Source organism: Paracoccus sp. C2R09 (genome assembly GCF_018860625.1).
Taxonomy (GTDB): domain Bacteria; phylum Pseudomonadota; class Alphaproteobacteria; order Rhodobacterales; family Rhodobacteraceae; genus Paracoccus.
Map to the genome: position 1 here is coordinate 241,208 of NZ_JAHKQB010000010.1, position 11,397 is coordinate 252,604.

Consider the following 11,397-nt stretch of genomic DNA (forward strand, 5'->3'; position numbering starts at 1 on the left):
CACGCGTAACGGGAGACATGCGATGGCGGTAGGGGTTTTCGATTCGGGGCTTGGTGGGCTGACGGTGCATCAGGCCATTGCCGCACGGCTGCCCGATCTGCCGCTGGTCTATCTGGGCGACAATGCGCATGCGCCCTATGGCGTCCGGACGGCCGACGACATCTTCGATCTGACATGCCGTGGCGTCGAGAGGTTGTGGGCCGAGGGCTGCGACCTGGTCATCCTTGCCTGCAACACCGCCAGCGCGGCCGCCTTGAAGCGGATGCAGGAAACCTGGCTGCCCGAGAACAAGCGCGTTCTGGGCGTCTTCGTCCCGATGATCGAGGCGCTGACCGAACGCCGGTGGGGCGACAATTCCCCGCCACGGGAGGTCGCCGTCAAGCATGTCGCGCTGTTCGCGACCCCGGCCACGGTCGCAAGCCGCGCCTTCCAGCGCGAACTGGCCTTCCGCGCGGTGGGTGTCGATGTCGAGGCGCAGCCCTGCGGCGGTGTCGTCGATGCGATCGAGATGGGCGACGAGATCCTGGCCGAGGCGATGGTCACCAGCCATGTCGAGGCCCTGATGCGCCGGATGCCGCACCCGCAGGCCGCGATCCTTGGATGCACGCATTATCCGCTGATGCAGGATGCGTTCCAGAATGCGCTCGGGCCCGACGTCCAGGTCTACAGCCAGGCGGGACTGGTCGCCGACAGCCTGGCCGACTATCTCGCGCGCAGGCCCGAATTCGTGGGCGAGGGGGTCCGGTCGCGGTACCTGACGACGGGCGATCCGGTTCGTGTGTCGGGCAAGGCCACGCAGTTCCTGCGCCGCCGTATCCAGTTCGAGGCCGCTTGAAGGGGGGCGGGATGAAGACGCTTCGCAAACAGCGCCGCATCCAGATCGTGGCGGCGGCTGCGGTGTCGCTGACCTTGGCTGCGGTCCTGATCGGATATGGCTTCAGCGACGGGATCAACCTCTATCGCTCGCCCAGCCAGGTGGTGGAAGCCGCACCCGATGCGGACGAGTTCTTCCAGCTTGGCGGGCTGGTCAAGGACGGCTCGATCCGCGACGGGGCGGGCGTGGCCTTCGATTTCGTGATCACCGATGGCGCGGCCGAAATCCCCGTGACCTATGTGGGCCGCGAGCCGCGCCCCGATCTGTTCAGCGAGGGGCAGGGAACCATCGCCAAGGGCTGGTTCCGCGATGGCCGTTTCGAGGCGCGAGAGATCCTGGCCAAGCATGACGAGACCTACATGCCGCGCGAGGTGATCGACACGTTGAAGCAGACGGGCGTCTATCAGGAGCCCGGCGCCTGATCCGCAACGAATGCATTGTTAAGGAACGGTTAACCGACATTTCGCAGCATTCCCGCCTTGTCGGAACAAGCGGGGAAGCATCATGCAGACTGTCGAACAGATCGCGCAGGCCATCGTCATGCGCGAGGGCGGATACGTGAACGACCCGGACGATCCGGGCGGCGCGACAAATCACGGCGTGACCATCGGGACGATGCGCAGCCTGGGGATGGACCTGACGAATGACGGCAAGGTCGATGCCGCCGATGTGCGTGCGCTGACCCGCGCCCAGGCCGAGCAGGTCTTCGTCGAACACTACTTCCGCAAGCCTCGGCTGGCCGAACTGCCCGAGGCGATCCAGCCGAGCGTCTTCGACATGTATGTCAACGCGGGCAGCAACGCGGTGAAGATCCTGCAGACGCTGATCACGCGGATGGGCTTTGCGGCGACCGCGGACGGTGTGATCGGGCCGAAGACCGTCGCGGCGGCCCAAGCTGCCGCGCAGGCGGCGCCCCAGCATATCGCGGATGCCTATGGGATCGCACGGCGGAATTACTATTACACGCTTGCGGATCAGCGCGCGGCCAGCCGCAAATATGCCCGGACCAATGCAGGCGGCAAGGGTGGCTGGATCACCCGCGCCGAAGAGTTCATATCCGCCCGCTATCACCTGAGCGACGCGGAACATCGTGCGAGGACTGCGGCATGGGCGTGATCGACCGCTTCATCGGGGTCGCCCCGACCGTCACCGCGCTTGGCAGTGCCGCCACGGGCATGGCCGAGGTCTTCACCCGCAACGCCACCCGCCGGATGGAGCTGGACGAACAGGCGTTCGCCCAGGCGATCCAGCAGCACGGGGCCGAATTCGCCGTTCCCCGTCAGGGATGGTTCGACGGCTTTGTGAACGGGCTGAACCGGATGCCGCGGCCGCTTCTGGCGCTTGGGACGATGGGGCTGTTCATCTATGCCATGGTCGAACCGGTGGGCTTCGGGCTGCGCATGCAGGGGCTGCAGATGGTCCCCGAGCCGCTCTGGTGGCTGATGGGCGCGATCGTCGGTTTCTATTTCGGCGCGCGAGAGGCCCATCATTTCCGCAACCGCAACTGGGCGGTGCCCGCAGCCGAGACGTCCGAACCGGCGACGCCCGTTCCCGTGACGCCCGTCCCCGTGACGCTGGCGGCCCCCGCCGATCAGTTCGCCGACAACGCCGCACTGCGCGACTGGGCGCGCAGTTTGGGCAAGTAACGATAAGGGGCGCGTCGCCGCAGGGTCTTTCGCCGGCGACGCGCCCCAATTATGGTCCCCGGGCGCATAAGGGGACGCTTGGATGACTGCAGAGCTTGGCCACCTGTCGCTGATCATGGCTTTCGTGGTCGCGATCTATCAGTGCAGCATGCCGATGCTGGGCGCGGCCAGGGGATGGACCGGGGTCGCAGACAGCGCCAGACCCGCAGCCATCGCGCAGCTTCTGTTGCTGGCCGTCAGCTTCGCCATGCTGACCATCGCCTTCGTCACCTCGGATTTCTCGCTCAAGCTCGTCTACGAGAACTCTCACAGCTCGAAGCCCATGCTCTACAAGATCAGCGGCGTCTGGGGCAATCACGAGGGGTCGATGCTGCTGTGGGTGCTGATCCTTGCGCTGTTCGGGGCAGCGGCTGCGATCTTCGGGCCGAACCTGCCACCGCGCCTGCGGGCCCGCGTGCTGTCGGTCCAGGGCGCGATCAGCGTGGCGTTCCTTGCATTCATCATCTTCACCTCGAACCCGTTCTGGCGATTGGCAAACCCGCCATTCGACGGTCGCGACCTGAACCCGCTGCTGCAGGACCCGGGTTTGGCGTTTCATCCTCCGTTCCTCTATCTCGGCTATGTCGGGCTTTCGATGGCGTTCAGCTTCGCGGTCGCCGCCCTGATCGAGGGGCGCGTCGATGCGGCATGGGCGCGATGGGTCAGGCCCTGGACGCTGGCCGCCTGGGTGTTCCTGACCATCGGCATCGCGCTCGGGTCCTGGTGGGCCTATTACGAGCTTGGCTGGGGCGGCTTCTGGTTCTGGGATCCGGTCGAGAATGCCAGCTTCATGCCCTGGCTGCTGGCCGCGGCGCTTCTGCATTCCGCCATCGTCGTCGAGAAGCGCGAGGCGCTGAAAAGCTGGACGATCCTGCTGGCGATCATGGCCTTCGGTTTCTCGCTGATCGGCACCTTCATCGTCCGCTCGGGTGTCATCACCTCGGTCCACAGCTTTGCCAGCGATCCGCAGCGGGGGGTGTTCATCCTCGGCATCCTGGTCCTGTTCATCGGGGGGGCGCTGACGCTGTTCGCGGCCCGCGCCTCGCAGATGAGCGCGAAGGGCATCTTCTCGCCCCTGTCGCGCGAAGGGGCGCTGGTCCTGAACAACGTGCTGCTGGCGGTGTCGGCCTTCGTGGTCTTCATCGGCACGGTATGGCCGCTGATCGCCGAACTGGTCTGGGGCAGGGTCCTGTCGGTCGGGCCGCCCTTCTTCGATCAGGCATTCACGCCCTTCATGATCCTGCTGGCCCTGGCGCTGCCCATCGGGGCGATCATGCCCTGGAAGCGTGCCAAGCTGCACCGTGCCCTGCGTCCCCTGCGCGGGGCCCTGCTGCTGACCGGGGCCATCGGGCTGCTGGTCTTCGCACTGTCCTCGGGGCATTCGGCGCTGGCGGTGATCGGGGCGGGCCTGGGGTCCTGGCTGGTGTTCGGGTCGGCCGCCGATCTGTGGCAGCGGACCGGCAGCTCGGGCGTCTCGCGCCTGTTTCGGCTGCCGCGCGCGGATTGGGGCAAGGCCATCGCGCATGCGGGTCTGGGCGTCACCTTCATCGCCGTGGCCTTGATCCAGGCATGGGAGGTCGAGGATATCCGAGTCGCGCAGATCGACGAGCCCTTCGCGCTTGGGCCGTACCAACTGACGCTGCGCGGGGTCGAGCAGCTGCGCGGGCCGAACTATCTCAGCCAGATGGCGCGGATCGACGTGGCGCGCGGCGGATCGACCGTGGCCGTGCTGCGCCCCGAAAAGCGCGTCTATCCGGTCCAAGGCATGCCCACGACCGAGGCCGCGATCGATTACGGTTTCTTCCGCGACCTCTATGTCGTGATCGGAAACGAACAACCCGAAGGGGGATGGGCGGTCAGGTCCTATATCAAGCCGTTTGCGAGCTGGATCTGGGGCGGGGCGATCCTGATGGCACTGGGCGGATTGATCAGCCTGTCCGACCGGCGCTACCGCGTCGCGGCCGCTGGCCGGAAGGCCGCGGCATGAGGCGGCTCGTCCTTGCGCTTGCGCTGATCGCGACGCCGGTCCTTGCGGTCCAGCCCGATGAGATGCTGAGCGATCCGGATCTCGAGGCGCGTGCGCGCGCGATCTCTCGCGATCTGCGTTGCCCGGTCTGCCAGGGCGAGAATATCGACGATTCGAATGCCGCGATCAGCCGCGACCTGCGGCTCTATGTCCGCGAAAGGCTGGTGGCGGGCGACAGCGACCGCGCGGTGGTCGACAACGTAATCGAACGTTTCGGCGAATTCGTCCTGTTCCAGCCCCGCGCGACGGGGGCGAACCTGATCCTGTGGCTTGCGGGACCGCTGATGGCGCTGATCGGGGCGTTCGCAGGGTGGCGGTTCCTGCGCGGACGCGACCAGGCCACCCCGATGCCCGACGATCTGAGCGCCGAGGAGAAGACCCGCCTGCGCGACATCATGGGGGACGACTGACGCGGGGTCGCGCTTTCGCATGCCTGCGATTGCCCACAATATCCAGGCAGCAGAAGGGGGATCACATGGAACTTCAGACAATCCTGGTCGAACAGCAGGACGCCGTGCTGCGCGTCTCGATGAACCGTCCGGACATGATGAACGCGCTGAACCGGCGCATGCGGCAAGAGCTGACCTATACCTTGACCAATCTGTCGGACGGCGTGCGCTGCGTCGTTCTGACGGGCGAGGGGCGCGGCTTCTGTTCGGGCCAGGATCTGACCGACGCATCCGCCGCGATCGATCTGGAACGCACCCTGCGCGACGAATACGAACCCATGCTGCGCGCCATCACCGATTGCGAGGTTCCCGTGATCGCGGCGGTGAACGGCGTGGCCGCAGGGGCGGGCGCGAATATCGCGCTGGTCTGCGATGTCGTGATCGCCACGCAATCGGCAAGCTTCATCCAGGCATTCACGAGGATCGGCCTGATCCCAGATGCGGGCGGCACCTGGTACATCCCGCGCGCCATCGGGGCCGCGCGTGCCATGGGCGCGATGCTGTTTGCGGAACCGGTGACGGCAAGCGAGGCCGCAGATTGGGGAATGATCTGGCAGGCCGTCGCGGACGAGGATTTCGCGGCTGTCGTCATGGCACGGGCCACGCAGCTTTCGCAGGGACCGACCAGCGCCTATCGTTCGATCCGCAAGGCGGTGGCGGCATCATTCGGCAACGACCTGCACCACCAGCTGCAACTGGAGGCCGAATTGCAGGGCAAGGCAGGTCAGAGCAGCGACTTCACCGAGGGCGTCGGCGCATTCCTGCAAAAGCGCAAGCCGAACTTCACCGGGCACTAGGCGATCTGGCGAAAGACCGGCGACGGGCCCCTGTTGTCGAAGAAGGGCACCGTTGCCGGGCTGGGGATCGGCGCATCGGCGGGCAGGTCGCGCACCAGCGCCGCCAGCTGCGCCAGCACGACCTCGGTGATGAAGGGCAGATCCAGGCGGCGGGCATCCGCCAGTGCCACCCAATGCAGATGAGAAAGCTCGTCGCAGGCGGTCCCGAAATCGTCGGGATCGCCATTCAGCCTGTCTGCATCGGCAAGGAAGAAATGCGCATCGAAACGGCGCGGGCGACCGGGCGGCGTGATCGCGCGGAAGAAATAGGTCAGGGCCGAAGCGTCGGGTGCAAGGCCCAGATCCCGAAACCCGGGAAGCGAGGCAGGGCAGGCGGACGGACGACCGATGATCTGCCCGGTCTCCTCGACCAGTTCGCGCAGGGCGGCGGCGGCGATGGCCGCGGGCTCCAGCCCCTCGGCGCGCAGCCGTCCCGCGCAGATGTCGGGCAGGGGCCCGCCAAGCGGCACATCGGCATCATCGGCATCGACCGCACCGCCGGGAAAGACGTATTTCGAAGGCATGAAGGCGGCCTTTGCGCCGCGCATCCCCATCAGCACCCGAGGCCCGTCCGCATCGCGCCGCAGCAGCAGCACCGTGGCTGCGGGGCGGATCGCGTCCATCACGTTCATTCGCCGAAGCCGTGCATGCGCCGCGCCCATTGCAGGCCCACGAAGCCACCCTTGAAGATCGGCAGCAGGATCAGCGACAGGACGATCGTGCCCAGCCCGAAGATCACCAGCATGGTGATCGCGTCCGGCCTCCACGCGACATATGACGCAAGCAGGATCGGCGCTGCCAGGTGAGAGACCAGCAGGATCGTCAGGTAGGCCGGCCCGTCATCGGCGCGCTGGTGGTGCAGTTCCTCGCCGCAGTTCGGGCAGGCATCCGCGACCTTGAGATAGCTGGTGAACAACCGTCCCTCGCCACATGCGGGGCAGCGAAGAAGGGCACCGCGCATCATCGCCTGTTTGGTGGGGCGTTCCTCGGATATGACGGCGCTGTCGGTCATGGGCTCACCTCGCTTGATCCAGCCCCCAAGCTAGGGGCAGAAGGTCCGCTTTACCAGCCCGTGCCTTTTCAGGCGGCGCGTTCGGGATGCGACGCGATGACACGGTTGCGCCCGGCCTTCTTGGCCGCAAGCAACGCTCGATCGGCGCGTTCCGCCGCCATTCCGACGATATCGCATGGCAGGTCGTCGGGGCCCGGTTGCGTATGGCTGACCCCGATCGAGGCACTGATGCTGACCCTGCGCGCGCCTGCGATCTCGACCGGGTGGGCATCGACCGCACGACGGATGCGTTCGGCGATACGACAGGCTTGGAACTGCGCGATGCCGGGCAGAACGACCAGGAACTCTTCGCCGCCGGTGCGGGCGACGAAACCCTGGCCGACCTCGATCTGGCCCAGGCGGCGGGCGACCTCGGCCAGAACGGCGTCGCCCGCTGCATGCCCAAGCTGGTCGTTGACCGACTTGAAGTAATCCAGATCGATGGCCAGCACGGCAAAGCCGACATCCTTGTCGGCCGCTTGGCTTGCGATCTCGTGCAGACGGGGAATCGCATAGCGCCGATTGTAGAGCCCGGTGAGCGGATCGCGGATCGACAGTTCCAGTTGCCGCTGCGTGTCAGCGCGCTTCTGGTCCTTGCGCGACTTGCGGGCCAGCAGGCCTTTCAGGGCGATGGCCGTGGCATCTGCATTGGCCCCGTCCGCGAAGGGATCGTTCAGGACCTCGCCCGCGCCCAGATCCAATGCGATGGCGTGAATGTCGCGCGACTGGTGGTCCGTGACGATGGCATAGGCCGCATCGCAGGAATGTGCCCGCGCGCGCAATTCGGACATCAGGCGCAAGCCCTCGTTCGGATGGCCCAGATTCGTATCGATCACATAGAGATCCGCCCCGCCCGTTCCAGTGCCCAGCAATGCCTCCTCGGGGGTGCTGACATCGAAGCGGCAGTCCATCCGCCTGCTCAGCTGACTGCGCCAGGCCATCGCGACGACCGGGCTGCCCGCGATCAGCGTGACCTTGCGCTGAGGCGCGCGCGCGAAGGGCTGCGGAGCTTCGGCCATGCCGTATGCCGCATGGGCGTCGGCCTGCGTATCGGCCAGCAGGCTGCGGATCTGCGCCAGAAGGACCCCGTCTTCGACCGACGGGTCCAGCGTCGCGATCGCACCGGCACGACGTGCGGCAAGGCGTTGGGTATCGCCGACCATCATCACGATATTGACCCCGGATGTAGGCGCGCGGGTCTTCAGCAGACGGCAGGCATCTTCGGCGGACATGTCGGTCAAGGGGCCGTTCAGGATCACCAGGCCGATCCGCCCGGATGCAAGCTCGGCCAGGATTTCGGTGGCGCTGCCCGCCATCGCGACGTCGTGGCATGCCGCAGCCAGCCGCACCTTCAACGTGATGCGCGCCGTGGGTGATCCGTCCGCCACAAGGATGCGTGCGCTCATCTCTCGATCCTGAAAATCTTAATCATCTTGCTTTTGTTCTGGCGCAAATTGTTTAAGAAACCCTTTCCGTTTCTGTCGTCATGGGCAACGGATTTGCAAGGGAGACCTCACAGATGGCCGTTTCACGAAATAGTGCGCAGGATCTTGCCACCGATCTGCTGCTTGCCTTGGCCGAGAGACCCGAGCAGCTGGCCGGTTTTCTGGGCACCAGCGGTCTTGAGCCTGCAGCCCTTCGCCAGATTGCAAGCCGCCCCGAAATCGCCGTCTTCCTGCTGGACTACATCGTCGAACAGGACGACCGCCTGTTGGAATTCGCATCCGCCATCGACCGCGATCCGCGCGACGTGATGACCGCCCGAACGCTTCTGTCGGGGCCGGGAAGCTATGGCTGGGAGGCCGACTGACTTTTCACTTTCTTAAACTTCATGCGCTAGGCCCGTTCTGCAAGCGAGGTGCGCATGGACATACTGATAAATCGAACGGTCGAGGAATTCATCCGCGCGACCTATGGCGAAGGGCTGATCGGAACGATCGTCGAGGAACTGGGCAGCGCCGACGACCAGCATCTCGAGGGCCGTGTCCACGGCATGCGGATGCTGGATCGCGCCGCCCGCAGGCTGTCCAAGCCCACGGTCGAGATGCTGGAAGATCTGGGCGCATGGATGACCCGGATCGAAGCCATTCGCCGCCTGCTGCGCTTTTCGGGGCGTGATTTCACCGATTTCCTCGATCGTCTGGATGAAATGCCGGGCCGGACGCATCTGGTGCTGCCGGGGCTGAACCTGCCCGCGATCCAGATTGAGCAGGCGGGGCAATCGCGTTTCCTGACGATGACGCCGCCCGATCCCGCCTGGCGCCATCTGATGATCGGGATGGTTCGCGGAATGGCCGACGATTACGGGGCGCTGTGCCTGATTGCGACCGAATGCGGCGTGATCCGCGTGGATATCTGGGACACCAGCTTCGCGGAAGGGCGCGACTTCACCCTCGGCGGTCCGGATGCGGGGGTGGTCCAATGAACAGCCCCGCCATCCTGCCCCCACGTTCGCTGAACGATCTGTTGCCGATGCACCTTGTGGTCGCCGCCGATGGTGCGGTGATCTCGATCGGGCCGACCTTGCGGAAGATCGCGCCCGATCTCGGGCATGGGCTCCATGCCTTCCACCCCGCGAGGGGGGATCGCGCACGCCCGGTCCTCGACCTTATCCGTGCGGCCATGACCACCCGTGAAAGGCTGTTCCTGCGCGTCGAGGGTGCGGACGATCTGGTCCTGCGCGGGCACGCGGTGCAGCTGGGGGATGGGGCGATCCTTCTGAACCTGGGGGTCGGCAGCGATCTGCAGGCCGCCATCCGGCACGGCAGCTTGACCGATGACGATTTCGCCCCGCCCGAACTGGCGATGGAATTCCTGTTCCTGCAGGAGGCCAATCGCGGCGTGCTGCGCGAACTTGCGCGCTTCAATTCGCAGCTTGCCCGTTCCCGCGAGGTGGCGATCCAGCAGGCGCAGACGGATCCGTTGACGGGCCTGAGCAATCGTCGAGGGTTGGAGCTGGCATTGCAGGGCGCCCTGAGACGCCCGCAAGAGGTTGGCATGACCCCCGAGGAATGCGCCTTCGCGCTGGTTCATCTGGATCTGGACCATTTCAAGCAGGTGAACGACCGGCTCGGCCACAAGACCGGGGACGAGCTGTTGCGCCATGTCGGCGTGGTGCTGCGCGGGATCGTGCGCAAGGTCGATATCGCCGCGCGGATCGGCGGGGACGAATTCGTGCTGATCCTGCGGCGCATGACGAACCGCGGCGATATCGATCGCATCGCGAACAGGCTGATCGGATCGATCCGCGCGCTGTCGCCGCCCGAACTGGGGGATCTGCGGGTCTCGGCCAGCCTGGGCGTGGTGATCTGGCGGCCCGGCGATACCGAGGACATGGTCGATCTGCTGCACCAGACCGACAAGGCACTTTATGCCTCGAAGAGAGAGGGGCGGGGGCGGGCCACGATCCGCTGAGGGTCGCGGCCCCGATGCTCAGCGGGTGCGCAAAAGCCCCATGATGTCCTTGGTCCGATTGAGGATCGGGCGTGCGATGGCCTCGGCCCGGTCGGCCCCGTCGGCCAGAACGCGGTCGATCTCGGCCGGGTCGGCCATGTAATCCGACATCGCCTTGGTGATCGGCGCCATGGACGCGACGGCCACCTCGGCCAGCGCGGGCTTGAAGGTGCCGAAGCCCTGGCCCTCGTACCGGGCAAGCACCTGATCCACGCTTTCGTCCGACAGGGCGGCATAGATGTTCACCAGATTACGGGCCTCGGGGCGGTCCTTCAGCCCCTCGGCCGAACCGGGCAGCGGGTCCGCATCGGTCCGGGCCTTGCGGATCTTCTGGGCGATCGTGTCCGCGTCGTCGGTCAGGTTGATGCGGCTGGCATCCGAGGGGTCGGATTTCGACATCTTCTTCGATCCGTCGCGCAGGGACATGACGCGGGTCGCGACCCCTTCGATCAACGGCTGCGTGATGGGGAAATGTTCGACCCCGTAATCATGGTTGAACTTGGCCGCGATGTCGCGGGTCAGTTCCAGGTGCTGCTTCTGATCCTCGCCCACGGGCACGGCGGTCGCCTGATAGGTCAGGATGTCGGCGGCCATCAGCGCCGGATAGGCCAGAAGCCCAAGCGAGGCGTTCTCGCTGTTCTTGCCGGCCTTGTCCTTGAACTGCGTCATCCGGTACATCCAGCCGACGCGCGCCACCGTGTTGAACAGCCACGCCATTTCGGCATGCGCGCTGACCTGGCTCTGATTGAACAGCACCGATTTCGCGGGATCGACGCCTGCGGCCATGAAGGCGGCGGCAGCCTCGCGGATGCGGGTCTTCAGCTGCTCCGGGTCCTGCCAGACGGTGATGGCGTGCAGGTCCACCACGCAATAGATCGTCTCGGCCTCGCCGCCCTGAAGGGCCGCGAAACGCTTCAACGCGCCGAGATAGTTCCCGAGCGTCAGCCCGCCCGAGGGCTGGATCCCCGAGAAGATGCGCGGGCGGAAGGTGCTGTTTTGGGGTTCGGACATGACCGGCCTGCC

The 11,397-nt window shown here is 65.9% G+C and carries 14 protein-coding genes; 10 read left to right on the forward strand and 4 right to left on the reverse strand.

The window, feature by feature from the left end; genetic code table 11:
* Positions 1-22 precede the first annotated feature (22 nt).
* The 7 genes from KO490_RS03700 (at position 23) to KO490_RS03730 (ending at position 5,831) form a co-directional block, all read left to right on the forward strand.
* Complete coding sequence (locus tag KO490_RS03700) at positions 23-835, forward strand: glutamate racemase (RefSeq protein WP_216018055.1); 813 nt, start codon at positions 23-25, stop codon at positions 833-835.
* Positions 836-846: 11 nt separating this feature from the next.
* On the forward strand, positions 847-1,296 hold the full coding sequence (gene ccmE, locus KO490_RS03705; protein WP_216018056.1) for a cytochrome c maturation protein CcmE: 450 nt from the start codon (positions 847-849) through the stop codon (positions 1,294-1,296).
* Between the two features lie 82 nt (positions 1,297-1,378).
* A complete protein-coding gene (locus tag KO490_RS03710) occupies positions 1,379-1,990 on the forward strand; it encodes a holin-associated N-acetylmuramidase (protein ID WP_216018057.1) in 612 nt (203 codons plus the stop codon).
* Positions 1,981-2,520, forward strand: a complete 540-nt coding sequence (locus tag KO490_RS03715; protein ID WP_216018058.1) for a holin family protein — start codon at positions 1,981-1,983, stop codon at positions 2,518-2,520. Before KO490_RS03710 ends, KO490_RS03715 begins: the two co-directional genes overlap by 10 nt.
* A gap of 82 nt (positions 2,521-2,602) precedes the next feature.
* On the forward strand, positions 2,603-4,546 hold the full coding sequence (locus KO490_RS03720; RefSeq protein ID WP_216018059.1) for a heme lyase CcmF/NrfE family subunit: 1,944 nt from the start codon (positions 2,603-2,605) through the stop codon (positions 4,544-4,546).
* Positions 4,543-4,995, forward strand: a complete 453-nt coding sequence (locus KO490_RS03725; RefSeq protein WP_216018060.1) for a cytochrome c-type biogenesis protein — start codon at positions 4,543-4,545, stop codon at positions 4,993-4,995. The genes KO490_RS03720 and KO490_RS03725 overlap by 4 nt, the downstream gene beginning before the upstream one ends.
* A gap of 65 nt (positions 4,996-5,060) precedes the next feature.
* Complete coding sequence (locus tag KO490_RS03730; RefSeq protein ID WP_216018061.1) at positions 5,061-5,831, forward strand: enoyl-CoA hydratase-related protein; 771 nt, start codon at positions 5,061-5,063, stop codon at positions 5,829-5,831.
* Here KO490_RS03730 and KO490_RS03735 read toward each other — a convergent pair.
* From KO490_RS03735 to KO490_RS03745, 3 genes are all read right to left on the reverse strand, one after another.
* Complete coding sequence (locus tag KO490_RS03735; RefSeq protein WP_252726992.1) at positions 5,828-6,493, reverse strand: NUDIX hydrolase; 666 nt, start codon at positions 6,491-6,493, stop codon at positions 5,828-5,830. The genes KO490_RS03730 and KO490_RS03735 overlap by 4 nt on opposite strands.
* Before the next feature lie 5 nt (positions 6,494-6,498).
* The gene (locus tag KO490_RS03740) at positions 6,499-6,882 is read right to left on the reverse strand and encodes a DUF983 domain-containing protein (RefSeq protein WP_216018063.1); all 384 of its coding nucleotides are present in this window, start codon (positions 6,880-6,882) and stop codon (positions 6,499-6,501) included.
* 68 nt (positions 6,883-6,950) lie between these two features.
* Positions 6,951-8,327 carry a diguanylate cyclase gene (locus tag KO490_RS03745; RefSeq protein ID WP_216018064.1) on the reverse strand — a complete coding sequence of 459 codons (1,377 nt, stop codon included), beginning with the start codon at positions 8,325-8,327 and terminating at the stop codon, positions 6,951-6,953.
* A gap of 113 nt (positions 8,328-8,440) precedes the next feature.
* On the opposite strand from KO490_RS03745, the gene KO490_RS03750 reads away from it, so the two are divergent.
* Genes KO490_RS03750 through KO490_RS03760 form a run of 3 tightly spaced genes read left to right on the forward strand, consistent with a single transcriptional unit; the run spans position 8,441 to position 10,335 of the window.
* Positions 8,441-8,731 (forward strand): DUF3572 family protein, encoded by a 291-nt coding sequence (locus KO490_RS03750; RefSeq protein WP_216018065.1) that lies wholly within the window; start codon positions 8,441-8,443, stop codon positions 8,729-8,731.
* Positions 8,732-8,785: 54 nt separating this feature from the next.
* Positions 8,786-9,346, forward strand: coding sequence for a heme NO-binding domain-containing protein (locus KO490_RS03755; protein WP_216018066.1), 561 nt, complete (start codon positions 8,786-8,788; stop codon positions 9,344-9,346).
* On the forward strand, positions 9,343-10,335 hold the full coding sequence (locus tag KO490_RS03760) for a GGDEF domain-containing protein (protein WP_216018067.1): 993 nt from the start codon (positions 9,343-9,345) through the stop codon (positions 10,333-10,335). The genes KO490_RS03755 and KO490_RS03760 overlap by 4 nt, the downstream gene beginning before the upstream one ends.
* An 18-nt stretch (positions 10,336-10,353) precedes the next feature.
* Here KO490_RS03760 and trpS read toward each other — a convergent pair whose 3' ends face one another.
* A complete protein-coding gene (gene trpS / locus KO490_RS03765; protein ID WP_216018068.1) occupies positions 10,354-11,385 on the reverse strand; it encodes a tryptophan--tRNA ligase in 1,032 nt (343 codons plus the stop codon).
* Positions 11,386-11,397 lie beyond the last annotated feature (12 nt).